The sequence below is a fragment of the Rhizobium sp. 268 genome, assembly GCF_036571585.1.
Taxonomy (GTDB): Bacteria; Pseudomonadota; Alphaproteobacteria; order Rhizobiales; family Rhizobiaceae; genus Rhizobium; species Rhizobium redzepovicii.
Genome location: NZ_JAPPSO010000007.1, coordinates 1 through 18,896, shown reverse-complemented (window position 1 = coordinate 18,896; position 18,896 = coordinate 1). Strand labels below are relative to the sequence as shown.

Annotated in this window: 20 protein-coding genes; 7 read left to right on the top strand and 13 right to left on the bottom strand. The window is 60.6% G+C overall.

Annotated elements, in window-relative coordinates; all coding sequences use genetic code 11:
* The first annotated feature begins 7 nt into the window (after positions 1-7).
* A complete protein-coding gene (locus OS035_RS14940; protein ID WP_097628669.1) occupies positions 8-1,435 on the top strand; it encodes a gamma-aminobutyraldehyde dehydrogenase in 1,428 nt (475 codons plus the stop codon).
* A 141-nt stretch (positions 1,436-1,576) separates the two neighbouring features.
* Here the strand turns inward: OS035_RS14940 and OS035_RS14935 are convergent, their stop codons facing one another.
* Positions 1,577-2,200, bottom strand: coding sequence for a YjbE family putative metal transport protein (locus OS035_RS14935; protein ID WP_097628790.1), 624 nt, complete (start codon positions 2,198-2,200; stop codon positions 1,577-1,579).
* A gap of 273 nt (positions 2,201-2,473) precedes the next feature.
* On the opposite strand from OS035_RS14935, the gene OS035_RS14930 reads away from it, so the two are divergent.
* Positions 2,474-2,647: a DUF1328 domain-containing protein gene (locus OS035_RS14930; RefSeq protein ID WP_003590176.1), complete on the top strand. Its 174-nt coding sequence runs from the start codon at positions 2,474-2,476 to the stop codon at positions 2,645-2,647.
* A 522-nt stretch (positions 2,648-3,169) separates the two neighbouring features.
* On the opposite strand, the gene OS035_RS14925 is transcribed toward OS035_RS14930, so the two are convergent.
* The 3 genes from OS035_RS14925 to OS035_RS14915 are packed head-to-tail and all read right to left on the bottom strand — an operon-like array spanning position 3,170 to position 5,132.
* Entirely contained in the window at positions 3,170-3,616 is a 447-nt protein-coding gene (locus tag OS035_RS14925; protein WP_165503906.1) for a DoxX family protein, read from the bottom strand.
* 59 nt (positions 3,617-3,675) lie between these two features.
* On the bottom strand, positions 3,676-4,137 hold the full coding sequence (locus OS035_RS14920) for a tetratricopeptide repeat protein (RefSeq protein WP_097628667.1): 462 nt from the start codon (positions 4,135-4,137) through the stop codon (positions 3,676-3,678).
* A 20-nt stretch (positions 4,138-4,157) separates the two neighbouring features.
* Positions 4,158-5,132 carry an MBL fold metallo-hydrolase gene (locus tag OS035_RS14915; protein ID WP_097628666.1) on the bottom strand — a complete coding sequence of 325 codons (975 nt, stop codon included), beginning with the start codon at positions 5,130-5,132 and terminating at the stop codon, positions 4,158-4,160.
* A gap of 298 nt (positions 5,133-5,430) precedes the next feature.
* On the opposite strand from OS035_RS14915, the gene OS035_RS14910 reads away from it, so the two are divergent.
* On the top strand, positions 5,431-6,180 hold the full coding sequence (locus OS035_RS14910) for a sigma-70 family RNA polymerase sigma factor (protein ID WP_097628665.1): 750 nt from the start codon (positions 5,431-5,433) through the stop codon (positions 6,178-6,180).
* The gene (locus OS035_RS14905; RefSeq protein WP_097628664.1) at positions 6,177-6,974 is read left to right on the top strand and encodes an anti-sigma factor family protein; all 798 of its coding nucleotides are present in this window, start codon (positions 6,177-6,179) and stop codon (positions 6,972-6,974) included. The genes OS035_RS14910 and OS035_RS14905 overlap by 4 nt, the downstream gene beginning before the upstream one ends.
* A gap of 70 nt (positions 6,975-7,044) precedes the next feature.
* Here the strand turns inward: OS035_RS14905 and OS035_RS14900 are convergent, their stop codons facing one another.
* Both OS035_RS14900 and tal read right to left on the bottom strand, forming a co-directional pair.
* Positions 7,045-7,713 carry a DUF1345 domain-containing protein gene (locus OS035_RS14900; RefSeq protein ID WP_097628663.1) on the bottom strand — a complete coding sequence of 223 codons (669 nt, stop codon included), beginning with the start codon at positions 7,711-7,713 and terminating at the stop codon, positions 7,045-7,047.
* 93 nt (positions 7,714-7,806) lie between these two features.
* Positions 7,807-8,772: a transaldolase gene (gene tal, locus OS035_RS14895; protein ID WP_097628662.1), complete on the bottom strand. Its 966-nt coding sequence runs from the start codon at positions 8,770-8,772 to the stop codon at positions 7,807-7,809.
* A 417-nt stretch (positions 8,773-9,189) separates the two neighbouring features.
* On the opposite strand from tal, the gene OS035_RS14890 reads away from it, so the two are divergent.
* The gene (locus tag OS035_RS14890) at positions 9,190-10,215 is read left to right on the top strand and encodes a sugar-binding transcriptional regulator (protein ID WP_097628661.1); all 1,026 of its coding nucleotides are present in this window, start codon (positions 9,190-9,192) and stop codon (positions 10,213-10,215) included.
* Between the two features lie 96 nt (positions 10,216-10,311).
* Here OS035_RS14890 and OS035_RS14885 read toward each other — a convergent pair whose 3' ends face one another.
* Both OS035_RS14885 and OS035_RS14880 read right to left on the bottom strand, forming a co-directional pair.
* Complete coding sequence (locus OS035_RS14885; RefSeq protein ID WP_088937521.1) at positions 10,312-11,184, bottom strand: methylated-DNA--[protein]-cysteine S-methyltransferase; 873 nt, start codon at positions 11,182-11,184, stop codon at positions 10,312-10,314.
* A gap of 78 nt (positions 11,185-11,262) precedes the next feature.
* Positions 11,263-11,760 carry a DUF2244 domain-containing protein gene (locus OS035_RS14880; RefSeq protein WP_037073447.1) on the bottom strand — a complete coding sequence of 166 codons (498 nt, stop codon included), beginning with the start codon at positions 11,758-11,760 and terminating at the stop codon, positions 11,263-11,265.
* Between OS035_RS14880 and nth the strand changes: the two genes are divergently transcribed.
* The gene (gene nth, locus OS035_RS14875; RefSeq protein WP_179867169.1) at positions 11,759-12,565 is read left to right on the top strand and encodes an endonuclease III; all 807 of its coding nucleotides are present in this window, start codon (positions 11,759-11,761) and stop codon (positions 12,563-12,565) included. The genes OS035_RS14880 and nth overlap by 2 nt on opposite strands.
* A 28-nt stretch (positions 12,566-12,593) precedes the next feature.
* Here the strand turns inward: nth and OS035_RS14870 are convergent, their stop codons facing one another.
* The gene (locus tag OS035_RS14870; protein WP_097628659.1) at positions 12,594-13,307 is read right to left on the bottom strand and encodes a sulfate transporter family protein; all 714 of its coding nucleotides are present in this window, start codon (positions 13,305-13,307) and stop codon (positions 12,594-12,596) included.
* A 235-nt stretch (positions 13,308-13,542) separates the two neighbouring features.
* Between OS035_RS14870 and OS035_RS14865 the strand changes: the two genes are divergently transcribed.
* A complete protein-coding gene (locus tag OS035_RS14865; protein WP_097628658.1) occupies positions 13,543-14,397 on the top strand; it encodes a MurR/RpiR family transcriptional regulator in 855 nt (284 codons plus the stop codon).
* A gap of 4 nt (positions 14,398-14,401) precedes the next feature.
* On the opposite strand, the gene OS035_RS14860 is transcribed toward OS035_RS14865, so the two are convergent.
* The 4 genes from OS035_RS14860 to OS035_RS14845 form a co-directional block, all read right to left on the bottom strand.
* On the bottom strand, positions 14,402-15,985 hold the full coding sequence (locus OS035_RS14860; RefSeq protein ID WP_097628657.1) for an FGGY-family carbohydrate kinase: 1,584 nt from the start codon (positions 15,983-15,985) through the stop codon (positions 14,402-14,404).
* Positions 15,985-16,674, bottom strand: coding sequence for an HAD family hydrolase (locus tag OS035_RS14855; RefSeq protein WP_097628656.1), 690 nt, complete (start codon positions 16,672-16,674; stop codon positions 15,985-15,987). The genes OS035_RS14860 and OS035_RS14855 overlap by 1 nt, the downstream gene beginning before the upstream one ends.
* 97 nt (positions 16,675-16,771) lie before the next feature.
* On the bottom strand, positions 16,772-18,253 hold the full coding sequence (locus tag OS035_RS14850) for a mannitol dehydrogenase family protein (protein ID WP_097630115.1): 1,482 nt from the start codon (positions 18,251-18,253) through the stop codon (positions 16,772-16,774).
* A gap of 83 nt (positions 18,254-18,336) precedes the next feature.
* Positions 18,337-18,896 (bottom strand): ABC transporter ATP-binding protein (locus OS035_RS14845; protein WP_331813839.1); only part of this gene is annotated, 560 nt, incomplete at its 5' end.

The window sequence follows — 18,896 nt, the reverse complement described above, 5'->3', positions numbered from 1 at the left end:
GAACATCATGGATACGCAGATGCTGATCGGTTCCCGCTTCGAAAACGGCACGGAGACGGAAGAGCACATCCTGAACCCGAAGACCGGCGAGACGGTGATCGACCTTCCCGAGGCCTCGCTCTCCCAGGTCGACGCCGCCGTCGATGCCGCCGAAAAAGCCTTCAGGAGCTGGTCGCAGACGACGCCGGGCGAACGTTCCGGCTACCTCCTGAAGATCGCCGACGCCATCGAAAAGGATGCCGCCGGCTTCGCCACGCTGGAGGCGCTGAACTGCGGCAAACCGATCAATTCAGTGCTCAACGATGAAATTCCGGCTATCGTCGATTGTTATCGCTTCTTCGCCGGCGCCGTGCGCAATCTGCACGCACCGGCCGCCGGCGAATATCTGCCCGGTCACACCTCGATGATCCGTCGCGATCCGATCGGCATCGTTGGCTCGATCGCGCCGTGGAACTATCCGCTGATGATGATGGCCTGGAAGCTGGCCCCGGCGATCGCCGGCGGCAATACCGTCGTCTTCAAGCCCTCGGAGCAGACGCCGCTGACGGCACTGAAGATGGCCAAGCTGCTTTCCGAAATCCTGCCCGAAGGCGTCGTCAACGTCATCCTCGGCCGCGGCGAGAGCGTCGGCAACGCGCTGATCAATCATGCCAAGATCGGCATGGTCTCGATCACGGGCGATGTCGCCACCGGCAAAAAGGTGCTGCAGGCTGCCGCCAAGACGGTCAAGCGCACCCACCTGGAACTCGGCGGCAAGGCCCCCGTCATCGTCTTCGACGATGCCGATATCGACGCCGTCGTGTCAGGCATCCGCACCTTCGGCTATTACAATGCCGGCCAGGACTGCACGGCCGCCTGCCGCATCTATGCCGATGCCAGGGTCTACGACAATTTCGTCGCCGATCTTTCCTCGGCGGTATCGAGCATCCGCTTCAACCAGGCCGACGATACTCAAAACGAGATCGGTCCGCTGATCTCCAGGCGCCAGCGCGACCGCGTCGAAAGCTTCGTCGCCCGCGCTTCCGAGCACAAGCACATGGAGGTCACCACCGGCGGCAAGGTCTCGGGCGACAAGGGCTTCTTCTTCACCCCGACGGTCATTGCTGGCGCCCTGCAGGACGACGAGATCGTCCGCCGCGAGGTCTTCGGCCCGGTCGTCTCGGTCACCCGCTTTTCCGATGCCGACGATGCCGTCGCCTGGGCAAACGACAGCGATTACGGCCTCGCCTCCTCGGTCTGGACCAAGGATATTGGCCGCGGCATGAAGACGGCCGCCCGGCTGCAATATGGCTGCACCTGGATCAACACGCATTTCATGCTGGTCAACGAAATGCCGCATGGCGGTCTGAAACAATCGGGCTACGGCAAGGACATGTCGACCTACGCGCTGGAGGATTACACCGCCGTGCGCCATGTGATGATCAATCACGGCTGACCTTCGTTAGAGCATGATGTTTCTCATGACATCATGCTCTAACTCTTTAATTTAGAACAGGATTCGGAGGGAAACCCAGACCCCACGATCCGTCGTTGCCGGCGGAGATGGGCGTTCTGCATTGGTTCGCCCCGGCGGATCTCAGGCTGTGTGGTTATAAAGCGCCAGCAATTGACCGCCGCCGCTCCAGATCATGTCGATCGCGACATAGACGATGATCGCAAGGCCGAACCAACCGATCCACCGATAGCAGTTGAGCAGCCTGGCGACGAAATTCGACGCGACGCCCATCAATAGCACCGAGAGGATCAGCCCGAAGATCAGCGCGCTCATATTGTCCTTGGCCGCCCCGGCGACGGCGAGCACATTGTCGAGCGACATCGAGACGTCGGCGAAGATGATCTGGCCAATCGCCTGCCGGAAGAGTTTCGGCTTGATATGCACGACGGCTTCGCCGGCATGAGCCCCCTCCGCGCCCTCCGAAATGAGCTCGCGGCCCATCGTCCAGCAGATCCAGAGCAGCATCAGGCCGCCGGCGAGCGTGATGCCGGTAATCGCCAGAAGCTTGGCGGCGATGACCGCGAAGACAATGCGGATGACGGCGGCCGCCGCGATACCGACGGCGATCGCCTTGCCGCGCAGCTCGCTGACGAGGCCGGCGGCAGCCATGCCGATGACGATGACATTGTCTCCCGACAGCAGGAGATTGATCATGATCACTTCGAAATAGGCGGAAAACGTATGCTGATCCAGAAAAGCTGGCATGGTGATCGAGCTTTCATCGACGGGGCAATCGACAGTCTCTTCAAACAGATCGGACAGGCTTTGAAAAGACCCGTATTCCCAATGCATGTCGCCCGGAAGTGTGCAGCGGTTCCGGGAAATAACGACATGCATAAAAACAGAGGACTAAAGCGCGTCGCATGAATCGAATTCGATGCGGCGCGCTTTAGGGAGAGAACGTCATTCCATTCCAAACGATCCGGAACAAATTGCCCGTTGCAGCGTCTTTCTCAGGCAACCGCAAAGGATGACGTCATGCTGAAATGGGCTCTGATATTTTTCGTAATTTCGATCATCGCCGGCTTTTTCGGTTTCTCCGGCGTCTCGGCAGCCACGGCGACGATCGCCCGCGTTCTCTTCGGCATCGCGCTGGTGATCTTCCTGATCTTCCTGGTTCTCGCGCTGATGGCCGGCCAGGCGGTCTTCTAGATTCCCCCAAACACAGGATTTGGGGAGAGATGGATGGGCGGCAGCTTGAGACAGCAAGATCGTATGACTTGCGCTTGCCGCCGCGAGCCTACTGACGCGCCTCTGGCGGGATAGTGCCTGTCGTCGTATACCCGGCCTTCTGGCGGACACTCCTTGACTGTTTTGCACATCCGCTTTTCGAGCCTGCGGTCTATTTCAACTGGGGGACGCGACCGCTTTTATCAGTCATGTTCGGCCGAAGCTGCGCAACATAGCAGAAATATGCCGTCGGATCGCAAGACGTCGAAGAGTCTTGGCGCCGATACAGCAACCGCGGCATATCCGTTCGCATTCAATTTCGAGACGATATCGTTGCAGCGCCCTTTCCCAGAAAGACGAGAGTTGGCTTTTGCTGTTTGTTTTGCGCGGAAGGCATCACTGGCACACTCCTGACCTGTCGCCATAAGTGTAGCCGCAACGATGCCGCCGTTTGTTCGGTTTTATTCGATTTTATTGCGCCGCAGGATGCTCGCAGAGCCTCGACTACAGCACCGCGCGCAGCCAGGGATGCAGTCCATTTGTTCGCTTTCGCAGCAGATTGTCGATCGATATCGATCCTGCGCCCGACGCCGCCAGGACGAACATGCCGCCGGCAATCGCCAGGTCCTTCTCGAAATGCAGAAGCTCGTTCTGGCTCGCAAGATTGGTGTGGAAGAGCAAGGCGGTCGCCAGGCAGAAGAACGCCAGCGCCAAGGCGCCAAGCCGGCAGAGAAAGCCTGTCGCAATGGACAGGCCGGCACCGATTTGAAGGGCGATGGTGGCGAAGGCAACCGGCGCCGAGAGCCCGAGTTTTGCGAAAGTATCGACGGTCGCGGTGATATCCGTCGCGAGCGACCAGGCTTCATGCAGAAAGATCAGTGACAGCAGAAGCCTGCCGAGGAGAAGAATGAGATCGGCCAGTCCGGGCCGGCTTGAGGCGCTTTCCATCATATCCTCCGGTTTGAGACGGGCAGGCGGTCGTGCCGCCTGCTCTTGCGTTCATAAGCTCGTCATTTGCCGCCCTTGGCCGCAATGGCCTTTTGCAGGTCTTCGAGTTCTTCGCAGCCGCTCGGGCAAAGTTGCTTCAATGATGACACCTGCTCCTCGGCCTTCGTCATCTCGCCTGTCTCGATATAGAGTTCGCCGAGATATTCACGCGCTGCCTTGTGATCGGGCTGAAGCTCCAGTGCCTTGGTGTAGTAGGTCAGGGACGTTTTGTAGTCGCCCGTCTTGCGCAGCGTATATCCCATCAGATTATAGACATCCGCCTGCTGGTTGTCCTCGGCAAGGCCGCGAAGCTCTGCCAGGGCGCCGTCGTAATCCTTGGTATCGATCTTGGCGCGCACCGACGACAGGTCGGGAGCGTCCGTCGATTCCATATTGTCGACGGCAAAGGCGGGAAGCGCCGTCACCGCGGAAAAGCCCGCGCATATGGCACAAAGCCAGATGAATCCGAGAATTGCATATTTCATGATGGTCTCCTTTCGGCCTTTCAGGCCTGGACTGTCGGTGTAAAGCCATAGGCATTTCCGTCCTTGACGAACCTGCCCGAGCCGGGGAAAGGGAAATGCGAGCCGCAGATCGCGATATTGTCGGCGATGATGCGGTCGATCAGGCGCCGGCGCGTGCCGACGGCCATCGGCCCGTCCTGGTCGTAGCTGCCTTGCCATTCGGGATGCGGCGCAAGCAGGGCCGGCACATACATGATGTCGGCCGAGACAAGCAGTTGCTTGTTGCCGGAGGTGACAAGATAGGCCGAATGGCCAGGCGTGTGGCCGGGCGCAGCGAGAAGAAGCACTCCCGGTGCAACCTCGGCCCCGTCGTCAACCTGCTTCCAGTTCTTCCATGTCGGAAAAACCTCGGCGATGCGTTTGCCGGCCGGTCTGCGGCCCTCCGCAAGCTTCTCGACCCGGCCGGGCTCGGTCCACCAACTGTATTCGACGGCGTTGACGATGAGTTCGGCGTTCGGGAAGACTGGATCGTTCGTTCCCTTTTCCATCAGCCCCCAGACATGGTCCGGATGGAAATGCGAGAGCATGATCGTGTCGATCTTCTTGTAGTCGATGCCGGCGGCCGCCATGTTCGCCGGCAGATGCGTGGCATTTGCCTGCCATTGACCGACGCCCGAGCCCGCGTCCATCATGATCAGACGGTCGCCGAGCTTCAGGACGACCACTGTCAGCGGAATCGGCATGAATTCGGTCGTGAGCCCAGCCTTGGAAAGCGCCTCCTTGGTGTCCTCGATCGAAGCGTTCTTGATGAAAGTCGGGTCATGCGGCTTTTTCCAGATGCCGTCATAGATCGCCGTGACTTCGACATCCCCGATCGTGTATTTGTAGAAGCCGACCATCGGCTCCAGCGGCGTTGCGGCGAGCGCCGGCATGACGAATTCGAGGTTCGACGACAGACCGAATGCAGCCGCCGCGGCAGCCGATCCCAGGACGGCGCGACGTGACATGGTAAACATGATTATGCCTCCTCTCGTTGATGGCATTTCTGGTGGCGAAGACTAGATTGTTCAGATGTCCTCGCTGCCGAACTAGATCGCCGGCACGGCGCACTTATTCCCAATCTCGGGAGTATTTTCTTCAAGCTGTTGAAAATGTTGTTCTATTTCTATCGCGCACGACTGACGCCCGCCTGCATGCAAAAAACTGGCGTCGACATGGAATAAAACCGCTTGCCGATCGGTCTAGACCGCAAGGGGCCGCATTGCATGCCTGCGGGTCCGACGCCCGAATTCGGCTGCTGTTGAGGCGGGGAGAATGATGACAAACATCCAGATCACCTATCCTCTCGGACCGACCGATTTGCTGCTGGCCCGGCATGCGCCGGCAGCCCGCATTCCACGATCACCGCTGGCCGTCTTTCTCGGCGGTGCGGCGTGGCTGTTCCATTTCATGGTCTCGGATAAATCGCGCAGCGATCGGGGCGCTTCGGCAACCGAGACGAGCGTGCAGCATGAATTCATGCAGCCCTTTCAGGACATCATCGTTCCCCATCTTGATGCGGCTTATAATTTTGCCCGCTTCCTCAGCCGCGATGCTGATGCCGCGCAGGATATTGTCCAGGAAGCCTTTCTGCGCGCCTATCGCAATTTCGAAACCTATCGTGGCGGCGACCCGCGCGCCTGGCTCTTTGCCATTGTCAGGAACTGCTGTCATGTCTGGCGCCAGCAGGATCGCCGCAAAGCGCGGTTCGAGCAGTCTTTGGGCAATGACGGCTATGCTGACCTCGACGAAGGCGGCGAATACCAGATCGCCTCGGAGGAGGATTCGCCGGAGACTGCGACGATCCGACGAAGCGAACAGCAGTGCGTACGCGCTGTCATCAGCCGGCTTCCGGAGGCGATGCGGGAAATCCTTGTCTTGCGCGAGCTTGAAGATCTTTCCTACCGACAGATCGCCGAGATCATCGATGCGCCGATCGGCACGGTCATGTCGCGGCTTGCCAGGGCGCGCCGTGAATTTGGCGAAGCCTGGGATGCATGCAGCAAAAGAGAGACGGCACCATGAGTGAAGCCCAGGAGAAAGACTGCCCGGAATGGCGCATCATGCTGCACGGCTTTGTCGATAACGAACTCGATTCCGTCCATACAGCGCAATTCGAGGCTCATCTTGCCAGCTGCGCGAATTGCAGGGCGGAGATGGAAAAGGTTCGTGCCGTGAGAAAGATCATCGATCAGGATGGCATCAAATGGAAACTGCCGGAGGCGCTGCGCTCGCAAGTGCTGTCAATGCTGTCTTTCGAACAGGCAGCCGCATCCGGCCTGCCGCTCCGGCGCCAAGCGCCAGTCTGGCGGCGCACGCTGGATTTCCTCCGGCAATGGAGCTTCGTGCCTTCGCTCGCGGCGCTGGGAGCAGGCGCCTTCCTGTTCATCAACGCACCGTCGCCGGCCTTGCTTTTGCAGGACCAGATCATGGCTAGCCATGTCAGGTCGATGATGGCCGATCATCTGACCGACGTGCTGACCTCGGATCAGCACACGGTAAAACCGTGGTTCAACGGCAAGATCGATTTTTCACCACCGGTCAGCGATCTCGCCAAGGGCGGTTTTCCGCTGATCGGCGGACGTGTCGACTACATCGGTGATCGCGCCGTTGCTGCTCTCGTCTACCGACGCCACGGCCATATCATCAACCTGTTCATCTGGCCGGCGGCCGCGGCCACCCAGACGACGACGGTGGATGACGGCTACAACATCAAGCAATGGTCGGACGGAGGGTTGGTGTTCTGGGCGATTTCGGATGTGGCTGCAGGCGATCTGGCCGAGTTCGAGACCCTCTTCAGGGCAGCGGCAAAGGGTTAATGCATGTCGCCCCGAAGTGTGCAGAAGTGTGCAGCGGTTCGGGGATAACGATATGCATCAATACAATGAGCTAAAGCAGGCTCGCACCGACATTGATCGCCAGCGCCAGGATCGTCGTATTGAAAAGGAACGACAACACGGCATGCAGCAAGGTCAGCTTACGCATGCTGGTCGAGCTGACCGCGACATCCGCCGTCTGCGCGGCAACGCCGATGGTGAAAGAGAAATAGAGAAAATCCCAGTAGCCGGGCTCTTCGATCCCATCAGGAAACTTCAGGCCGCCCTCCCCGTCTGTCCCGCCATAGAAATAATGGGCGTAGTGGATGGTGAAGAGCGTATGCAGAAACATCCAGGAGATCAGGATCGTCAGCACCGCAGCACCTGCCCGTGCCAGCGCCGCGTCGGGCGCCGCTTCCTTGATGGAATGAAGCTCGAGGCCGATGCCGGCGATGCTGGCAAGGGCTGCGCCGATCGAAAGAGCCAAAAGAACCGTATCGGAAAAATCGAGATCCTCGGCCTTTTTCCGGATACTTTCGACTGTCGCCCGCAGCATCTTGCGCCAGCTGAGCACGACAAAAACGCCGGCGCTGACATTCCAGCCGAACAGGATGTTGCCGGCGCTGACGTCGCGCGAGGTCACAGCCAAGAAGACCACCAGTCCGGCAAGGACTGATATGATGAAGCTCGCATGCTTGTAGGCAAATACTGCAAGCGAATTTGCCCGTACCTCATCCGCCATACCAGTCTCCGACAGCATATGTCCTTGATAACAGCACGAAAAAGGCGCGCCTGCCAGCCGGCAGCCGCGCCTTCGATTGCATCCCGCGCCCTATCAGGCGGCTGCGAGCTGCAGTTCCTTCTGCACCATGGTGCGCAACGTTCCGAGATCCTTGGCGAAAGCGCGGATGCCTTCGGCGAGTTTTTCCGTCGCCATCGCATCTTCGTTCATCATCCAGCGGAAGGTCTTCTCGTCGACAGAAACCTTCGGATCCGGCTTGCGGCCTTCCGGCGAAAGCTTGCGCTCCAGCTTGCCTTCATCCTTGGCGAGTTCGTCGAGCAGGTTCGGGCTGATGGTCAGGCGGTCGCAACCGGCAAGCGCTTCGATTTCGCCGGCGCTGCGGAAGGAGGCGCCCATGACGATCGTCTTGATATCGTTCGCCTTGTAGTAATTGTAGATTTCACGGACGGAGATGACGCCCGGATCTTCCTCGGCGGTGTAGTCCTTGCCCGTTGATTTCTTGTACCAGTCGAGGATGCGGCCGACGAAGGGCGAGATCAGGAACACCTTGGCGTCGGCGCAGGCGATTGCCTGGGCCTTGCTGAAGAGCAGCGTCAGATTGCAGTCGATGCCTTCTTTTTGCAGCACCTCAGCGGCGCGGATGCCTTCCCAGGTGGAAGCGAGCTTGATGAGAATGCGGTCCTGATCGATGCCGCGTTCCTTGTAGGCGGCGATGATCGATCGCGCCTTGGCAAGCGAAGCCTCGGTATCGAACGAAAGATCGGCGTCGACTTCGGTCGAGACACGGCCCGGGACGAGCTTCACCAGGGCTGCGCCGACGGAGATGGCGAGGCGATCGGCGACAGCGGAAGAAACGGCTTCGGAATTGCCGCCCTGCTTCTTGCCCCAGGCGATGGCTTCCTTGATGGCATCGGCAAACATCGGCGTGCCCAGAGCCTTCAGCACGATGCTCGGGTTCGTCGTGCAATCCACAGGCTTCAGTCGGGCGACGGCTTCGATATCGCCGGTATCGGCGACGACAGTGGTAATCTCGCGGAGTTGGTCAAGCTTGGATGTCATGGTCAATAATCCTTGTTGAACTTGGGCTGCGACCGGCGCGAGTTCCGCCCGGCAAAGGTGATCTACCGACAGATTGTCTGCATGCTGCAGGCGAGAATGCGCGCATCCGTCACGGATGATTCATAAACGTGAAGCAAAGTAGCCCTGTTCCCGGGCAAACCGCACGCCGAACGTAAGCGATACCGCCTGCGGCTGGAAGGCCGGTCGTGACTTTCGGCATGCCCGCACTATGTCCTCCTCGGACGGACAGAACGACTTTTATCGTCAGGACTATCGCCATCCGGCCAGGGAAAAGTCAAGGACATTTGTGCATTTCAATTGACATAAGTGTCACGCCCGTCATTATCCAGGCACAAGCGTATCGCTGCGACCTTTCATCTCGTGAGGGATTCAGGGCAGGAATTGTGCGGAGGAGATGTGGTCAAGCTTAAACGCGGCACGCACACGGCCTTTTCGGAAGCATCCTCGCTGCGGCTGAGGGCTGCATGGCTCTATTATAATGAGGGTCTGACCCAGAAGGACGTCGCCGAACAGCTCGGCATCAGCCGTACCACCGTGATCCGCCTGCTCGACGAAGCGATGAAGCGTAGCGAAGTCCAGATCTGGATCAACGATTCAATCGGCGACTGCGTCGAGCTTTCGGTGAGACTGGAGCGCGCCTATGGCCTTGACGAGGCAATCGTCGTGCCGTCACCGGTCGGCAGTGACGTCAATTCGCTGGCAAAGAATGTCGGGTTGGCGCTTGGCCAGTTTCTCTCCGAAGCCATTCCGGACGACTATACGATCGGCGTCGGCTGGGGCCGAACCATGACCGCCTCGCTGTCAAGCTTCCGGCCGCCGCGCCGCGCCAATTGCAAGGTCGTCTCGCTGCTCGGCGGCATCGTCGCCGTGCACCAGACGAACCCGATCGATTACACATGGCGGCTGGCCAATCAGCTCGGCGCCGAATGTTATATGTTCTTGGCGCCGCTTCTCGTCGATTCCGTCGAGACCAAGCGCAATCTGATCGAGAAATGCGGGCTGGATACGATCTACCGTCTGGCCGAGAGCCTCGATCTGGCGATTGTCAGCTGCGGCGATATCGGCCCGCATTCGACCTCGCTGTCGGAGGGCTGGATCTCGAAGGCCGAGCTGCGGGAGCTGATCGCTGCCGGCTGCGTCTGCGACACCATGTTCAACTTTCTCGACAAGGACGGCAATTCGGTCGACCACTCGATCAATCGGCGCGTCATGTCCGTCGATCTCGACACGCTGAAGGAGGCCAAGCATATCGTGCTCTCCTCCGGCGGCGCCCACCGCGCCGTCGCCATCCGCGCGACGATCAAGCGCATCGGCTGCAACACGCTGATCACCGATGAAAGCGCGGCACGGGCGCTGCTGGAATTAGCCGACACATCTCCGGCTGCCTCTTCTCCCCAGCGGGGAGAAGTGCCGGAGCGATAGCGAGGCGATGTGGGGTGAGCGACGCCGGGAGCGAACGGTCGGAGCGACAAGCGACGAACGCGTTGCTGCTAGGTCCCCATCCTCCGGACCCTGCTATCAGGCGTGCGCCGACTCCCAGCCAAGCATCGCCCGCTTGCGGGTCAAGCCCCAATGGTAGCCGGTCAGCGCGCCATTCTTGCCGACCGCCCGATGGCAAGGCACCACGAAGGAGATCGGGTTCGCCCCGACCGCCGCCCCCACGGCGCGCTGCGCCGTCGGCCGGCCGATATCCTTGGCGATATCGGAATAGGTGACCGCCTTGCCGAACGGGATTTTCATCAGACTTTGCCAGACGCTGACCTGGAAATCCGTGCCGATCAGCACGACCCGCAGCGGCTGTTCCGAGGACCATTTGCCGGGCTCGAAGATGCGGGCGGCATAGGGAACCGTCGCCTGCAGGTCCTCGACATATTGGGCATTCGGCCAACGGCAGGTCATATCCTCGAGGCAGGCTTTCTCGTCGCCGGAATCGCTGAAGGCAAGGCCGGCAAGGCCGCGGTCGGTGACCATGATCAGCGCGATGCCGAAAGGGCAGATGTGGAAGCCGTAGCGGATGGTAAGACCGCCGCCCTTCGCCTTCCATTCGCCAGGCGACATCGCCTCATGGGTTACGAAAAGATCGTGCAGCCGGCTCGGGCCGGAGAGGCCGACCTCGATCGAGGTCTCCAGCAGCGGCATGTCTTCCTTGCGCAGCAGCCGCTTGGCGTGGTCGAGCGTCACTGCCTGCAGGAAGCCCTTGGGCGATAGGCCGGCCCAGCGGGTGAAGGTCTTCTGCAGCTGTGTCGGCGACTGGTTGAGCCGCGCCGCGATCGCCTCCAGCGAAGGCTGGTCGCGATAATCCTCGGTGATGAGTTCGATCACCCGGCGGACAATGTCATAGTCAGGGCCGTCAGGCGTTATGTCTGTCTGCAGGTTCGCAATCATATTCATCGTCTTTCTCCTTGTCGTAAGGAGATAATCAATTGGCTGTTCGCAAACCACCCGTTTCTTGCGCACCGCGAGGTAAGTTCAGATACGCTGCTTGACCGTGGCCAGCGCCCCCTTGAAGGCCTTGGCGAAGCTTTCACGATCATCGGGGTTGAGGAACGAGCCGATATCGGTGCGCCGACCCTCGCCGAAGATCTGCATCGAGAGAATACCGATCTCCTGATGCCGGCGAACGAGGAAGCGCGTCCAGAACGGATTGAAATGGTGCTCCACCATCCGCCCCGATGGCGCAAACTTGCGTACCGATACGTCGGTACGCGACACCGTGATCTCCTCGCGCGCTCGTCCGGAGCGGTAGTTCAGCCAGAAGGCGCCGTAAAGCAATGCGAAATCCAGCCCGAAGAAAAAGCCGATCGGCCAGGCGCCGGTCGCGATGAAGAACATCCCATAGAGGAAGCAGACGGCGCCGGACAGGATCAGCAGCACCCGGAAGCCCCGGCGGCCGAGCGATCGGTGGGGGAAAAGCTCGGCAGCGAAAACAGGCTGCTCGTTGAGGCTGTCGGCGTTGCTTTCCATCATGGCTGCTGAGTATAGATTCACCATGGCGAATCCGAAACTCAAATCCGTTACCAGACCGTCGCAAAACTCGAATGTGATCGCTCGCCGCAAACCGGCGGCGACGGTGAAGACCGCCTATTCGCTCGCCGAGCGTGAGGAGATCTTCCACCGCTTCTCGGTGCAGCGGCCGGAGCCGAGGGGCGAACTCGAGCATAGCAATCCCTTCACCCTCGTCGTCGCCGTCGCACTGTCGGCGCAGGCAACCGATGTCGGCGTCAACAAGGCGACCCGCGCCCTCTTCAAGGTTGCCGATACGCCGGAAAAGATGCTCGAACTTGGCGAGGAGCGGTTGCGCGACTATATCAGGACGATCGGCCTCTATCGCAACAAGGCGAAAAACGTCATCGCCCTCTCGCAGATGCTGGTCGATGATTTCGCCGGCAAGGTGCCGGAGACACGCGACGAACTGGTGAAATTGCCGGGCGTCGGCCGCAAGACCGCCAATGTCGTGCTCTCCATGGCCTTCGGCCAGGCGACGATGGCCGTCGACACCCATATCTTCCGAATTGCCAATCGCATCAAGCTTGCCCCCGGCAAGACGCCCGACGAAGTCGAGGCGCGGCTGATGAAGGTGATCCCGCAACATTACCTCTACCATGCCCATCACTGGCTGATCCTGCACGGCCGCTACACCTGCAAGGCGCGCCGCCCCGAATGCGAACGCTGCGTCATCGCCGATCTCTGCAAGTCGCCGGAAAAGAGTTGGGATGTGCCGGCGCCGCTCGTCGAACTACCGCCGCAGGTGATCGGCGAGGCCGTCGAGTAGAGCAGGTCGCCGTCCTGCCCGGCTAACCTCACGCCCGAAAACCCGCGTCGCGGGCGGAAATCATCTTGTGCAGATGCACCATCATGCCGGCGGCAAACAGCGGGGTCAGAAGGTTGACGAAGGGGATCGCCAGAAAAAGCGCGATCACCAGCCCGCCAAGAAATACGGTGGAGGCGTGTTTGGCGCGGAAGAGCCGCGCCTCCTCAGGCGACCGGAAGCGCATGGCGGCGAATTCGAAAAATTCCCGTCCGAGCAGATAGCCGTTCACCAGAAAGAAGGCGACCAGATTGACGCCGGGGATGAACAGCAGCAGCAAGGCGACGATATTGCCGAGGATCACCACGCCGAGGAATTTGATCGAGCTTGCCATCGCCGGGCCGAGCGGCATGGCGGTCCCCGCCGCGTCCTTGGGATAATCGCGTTTTTCGATGACATCGGCGACATCGTCGAGGAACAGGCCGGCGATCAGCGCCGTGACCGGCGACAGCAGCAATGCCAGCATCAGCGCAAGACCGATACCGGCAAGGATTGCGAAAATCAGGGCGAGCCACCCGGCCCAATCCGGCACATCGGGAAAGAAGCTGGTGAACCAGGGAAAGAGGAAGGCCATGAAGGCCCCGCGCAGCGCGAACCATAGACCGACCAGCACGAGAATCGTCAGCCCGAGCACTTTCCAGAAGACCGAACGTGTTTCCGGCGCGAACAAATTGGTCAGCGATTGTCGAGCGGCGTCAAGGATCATGTCTCAGCTTTCTCCGGTTGCGCCGAAGATGTAGGAAAGATTGATGCCACCCACAAGAGAGAATAAAATTGCAGGCGGTAATAGAAAACTTGTCGAAAATTAAATGCTAATATAGTATTGTCACGTATCTGAATATGCATGGGCCTGAGAAGCAGCTTCCGAAATAGTTGCAAAGACAAGGGGTCGCAACAGCGCATCCGCGGAACGCCTCTAAGGAAAAACGGGGGAGGCTGACGTGGAAGACTTTGTGCAAAAACTCAGGCAATACGCAAAAAACGGTACTCCGGCCGAACGCCGTATCGCGAAATATTTCACCGAACATCTGAACGACCTGCCTTTCGAGACGGCTGCGTCTGTCGCCGACCGGCTGGATCTCTCGCCGATGACCGTCGGGCGCTTCCTGCGCGCGCTCGGCTATCAGGGATTGGATAGTGTCAAAGTCGAGATTCGCGAGACCGTGACGACATCGCCGGCGCAATTGCAAAGCGCCATGAGCGAGCTGCATCAGGACGCCGCCGAGGGCAAACCGCTCGCCGTGCTGGTTGCCGAACAGATTCAGGCGCTCCACCATATCTACCATCTGACGGCGCAGCCGCATTGGTCCGAAGCCGTCAGCCTGATCAGCACTGCCCGCGAAGTGTCGATCGCCACACATGCCCGGCTTGCAAGCCTTGCCCATCATTTCTGCCAGCGGCTGACGCAAGCCCGCGACGGCGTGCGCACGCTTGACGGTGCCGACAATCGTTTTGCCGAACTCTTCGCCCGGCTGGCGGTCGACGACGCGCTGCTCGTCATCATCGACTGTCGCCGCTTCGCCAAGGCGCGGCTGCTTGCCAGGACGGCGCGGCGCTACGGTTATAAGGTCGTGCTCATTTCACCGCAGCAGGCGGACTGGATGGCGGATCAGTCGAACGTCATGCTGCCCTTGCCGCCTGCCCGCGCGCCCGACCTCGACAATCTACCGCCACTGATCGCGCTGCTTGATTGCCTGTCGGAATCCGTGATCCTCGAAGTCGGCGAAGAGGCGGCCCTTCGCCGCCGCCGCATGCTGGAATTTGCGACAGTCCTTGGCGAGACGGCCAACCACTGAACCGTTATTGCATCGTTTCCAGCTCGGCGCGATGCCTGTGCATGGCGAGAAGGCGGCGGTAGTCGCGGTCGTAGAGCGCCTGTTTTCCCTTGTCGGGAAGCCGAACGTCGCCGCCCGGATACATCGCCTCGCCAGCCGCCGCTAAATTCCCGTGCAAGCCGCAGGCGACAGATGCGGCGATCGCCGTGCCGAGCAGCACCGCCTCGTTCATCTTCGGCACCACGACCTTGCAGCCGGTGGCATCGCTGTAGAGCTCCATCAGCACCGGGTTCTTCACATGCCCGCCGGCAATATGCAGCGTATCGGGCACGTAGCCGTATTCCTTCATCATTTCGAGGATATGGCGGATCCCGAGCGCAATCGCTACCGCAGTGCGCCAGTAGAGCGTGCAGAGGCCATCGAAGGATGTATCGAGGCTCAGCCCGCTGACCACGCCGACGGCATGCGGATCGGCAAGCGGCGAGCGATTGCCATGGAAATCCGGCAGCACGAAAATGCGGCCCCCGAAGGCATCACCTTCCTCGGCCCGCAATTCGGCAATGCGTGCGACGATCCTCTGATGCAGCGCCGCCGTCGGCTCGCCGCCGGCGGCATGCATGCGCACGATGTGGTCGAGCAGCGCACCGGTCGCCGATTGCCCGGCCTCCACCAGCCAGGATTGTGGAAAGACCGCCTCGTAATAGGGCCCCCACATGCCATGGCTCGGCTTGCGTTCCCTGGAGAAGGTGACAATGCAGCTCGACGTGCCGGCGATCAGCGCCAATTGGTGTTCGCGCTTAGCAGGATCGGCGGCATACCCGCCGAGTGCACCGAGCGCGCCGGCATAGGCGTCGATCATCCCAGCCGAGACATGGCAGTCCGTGGTCAGCCCCAGCGCCTCTGCCGCACCAGGTGTCAGCCGGCCGACGCTGCCGCCGACCGGCACAGTCTCATCCGGCAGCTGGCCGCGCGCCTGAAGATCCTCGAGACCGATCCGCTCCAGGAAATCCTGCTGCCAGCCCTTTTCGAGATGGGCGAGATAGTTCCATTTCGCAGTCAGCGTACAGCGCGACCGGGCAGCCGATCCGGTCGATTTCCACGTCATGAAATCGGCGAGATCGAAGAAGTAGCCGGCCTTTTCCCATGTGGAGGGCAGCTTCTTCTTCAGCCACATCAGCTTTGGCATCTCCATTTCGGGCGACATGACAAGCCCGGAATGTTCGAGCACAGCGTGCTCCGTCGCCGTGCAGAAATCGGCTTCCTTCAGCGCCCGGTGATCGAGCCAGACGATCGTGTCGAACCGCCTCTCGCCGCCGGTGGAAACGCTGAGCTGATGGCCCTCGACATCGCGGACGACAAGCGAACAGGTGGCGTCGAAGCCGATCGCGCCGACCGAGGCTGCTGCGATGCCGGATTGCTCCATGGCGCTACGCACCGCCGTGCAGGCGGCGGACCAGATGTCTTCGGAATCGTGTTCGGCATGATTTTCGCGCGGCCGGTTCATCACGATCGGATGTTCGGCCTTGGCGAGCAAGCGGCCACGGGCATCGAAGACGCCGGCGCGCGCACTGCCGGTGCCGACATCCACCGCAACCACATGATCCCGCATCAAATCTTGATCCCGTCCAGCTTATGGTTGCGGACAAGGTGTATCAATTCAGGCATGGCGTCAAACACCACTTCCGGCGAAAGCCGGTCGAGTTCGGCGCGATAGCCGGCGAAGTTGGCATGCGATCCGCCGGTGAAGGCAAACACCGTCATCCCCGCCGCCTTGGCGGCGGCAACGCCGGCCGGGCTGTCCTCGACGACAATGCAATGTGCAGGTTCCACCCGCATTTCACGCGCCGCATGCAGGAAAAGATCGGGCGCCGGTTTGCCGCGCTTGACCATCGTCGCACTAAAGATGTCGGGCAGCCTGCCGAGCAGCCCGGTGACGGACAGCGACAGCCGGATCCGCTCCATCTGGCTTGAGGAGGCAACGCAGCAGCGAACGCCGAGCCCATCGATTGCTGCGGCGATACCGTCGATCGGCTTCAATTCAGTGCGAAAACGGGCGTAGAGATCGGTGCGGATGCGCTCGAGGAATTCCTCGCCGGCATGGACGTTGAATTCGGTATCCAGCGTGTCGACCATCGTCGACAGACTGCGGCCGAGAAAGCGCTCATAGGCCTGGTCCTCGGTGATCGAGACGCCGAGATCGTTCATCGCCCCGACCAGCACGCTAATCGAGATCGGCTCGCTGTCGACGAGCACACCGTCGCAATCAAAGATGATCAGCTGTGGTTCAGCGTCAGCCATGGAGGACCCAACCTGAGTTCAATTTCGGACGCACGACCGTCCCGCTTCCTTGCAAGGCCGGATGGACGGCGGCAATGAATGCCGTCATCCGGATTCCCTACACTGCGAGCTTGCCGTCGAGATAGAGCTGCAGCGTCTCCCGCGTGCCCTTTTCCCACAGAGTTTTGAGAGCATGGGCGAAACGCTTGCGGAAAAGTTCGGATTTCGCCACCGCGCCGAAAATATCGTCGAAGGCGAGGAAAGCCGACGGATCGTCTTTTGCCTTCAGCGCCGCCGCATGCAGGCGCTCGGCGCTGGCGTCGTTGAAGACGATATCCTTGCCGCTGTCGCTCTTGCCGGCGAAATAGCGGCACCAGAGCGCCGAGACCAGTGCCAGCCCGACGACATCCCGGCCCTGGTTGAGATTGTCGAGCGTCGATGGCAGGATGAATTTCGGCTGGCGGTTGGAGCCGTCCTGGGCCAACCGCGGAATGGTGTCGGCAATCTTCGGATTGAGCAGCCGATGTTCGATCAGCGCGAAATAATCCGTGAGCGACGTGTTCGGCACCGGCGGCACGATCGGGATGATCTCGTCTTTCTCGAGCTTGGCGAGGAAGGCGCGAATCAAAGGATCTTCCATGGAATCATGAACGAAATGAATGTCCATCAGCGCCGCCGGATAGGCGATCGCCGCATGCCCGCCGTTGAGGATGCGGATCTTCATATGCTCATAGGGCGTGACATCGGGAACGAAGGTCACGCCGACCTTTTCCAGCGCCGGCCGGCCGGCGGTGAACTTGTCCTCGAGCACCCATTGCTTGAATTCCTCGCAATAGACTGGCCAATTGTCCTCGATCTCGAAATTGTCCTTGAGGAAATCGATCTCCCGCTGGCCGGTTGCCGGCGTGATGCGGTCGACCATCGCATTCGGAAAGGCGACATTCGCCCGGATCCACTCGGCAAAGCCGGGATCCGACAATGCCGCCGTGCCGACCACGGCATTGGCGGTGACGATGCCGTTGTGGGGAATGTTGTCGCAGGACATGACGGTGAAAGGACCGATACCCCTAGCCTTGCGCACCTTCAGGCCGGCGACGATCAGGCCGAACACCGTCTTCGGCGCGTCGGGGCTGTTTCCGTCAGCGGCGATTGCCGGATGGGCCGGATTGAATGTGCCCGATGCATCGATGAAATAACCGCCCTCGGTGATCGTCATCGAAACGATGCGGATATCGGGATCGGCGAGCTTGGCGATGATCGCGGCGGGATCGCCGACCGGCAGGATGTCGATCATCGGCGCGGTGACGCGCGCCGCCGTCTTGTTGTTGTCCTGCTCGACCACCGTCGTCAGAAAATCCTGGGCTGCAAGCTTTTCGCGCATGGACGCATCCGACGGCAGCACACCGGCGCCGACGATCGCCCAGTCGTGATCCGCGTTTGAGTTGAAGAGGTCGTCAAGATAGACCGCCTGATGGGCGCGATGGAAATTGCCGACGCCGAAGTGCACGATGCCGGCTTTCAGCGACGCCCTGTCATATCCAGGGACGGCGGCGGTGCGCGCCGCGTCGGAAAGCGTTGCCAGCGATAGTTTGCACGTCATGTTTCAGTCCTCTTGAAGGTCTTGCCGAAACGGCCGGGCGCCATCGCCCGGCTCGCATGCCTGCCCCCAGCCGGCGGCCTGCCTCAGATGGCAAGGCCGCCCTCGTTGAATTTGTGAATACGCGAACGGTCCGGCGTCAGATAGACCGTGTCTCCAGCCTTGGCGGCAAAATCACCGCTGCCGCGCGCCGTCACCATGCCGATGCCGTCGGCATCGATATGCAGGAAAGTGTCGGATCCGAGATGCTCGGCGACCACGACCCTACCCTTCCAGTCGCCGCTCTCCATCGACAACAGCATGTGCTCGGGGCGGATGCCGATCGTATGGGCGCCGAGCTGTGCGGCGTTCTGGCCCGTTATGAAGTTCATCTTCGGCGAACCGATGAAGCCGGCGACGAAGAGGTTGCGGGGGCGGCTGTAGAGTTCGAGCGGCGAGCCGACCTGCTCGATATTGCCCCTGTTCAAGACGACGATCTTGTCGGCCATGGTCATCGCCTCGACCTGGTCGTGGGTGACGTAGACCATCGTCGTCTTCAGCTGCTGGTGCAGCTCGCTGATTTCGAGACGCATGTTGACACGCAGCGCTGCGTCGAGGTTCGACAGCGGTTCGTCGAACAGGAAGGCCGAAGGCTGGCGCACGATGG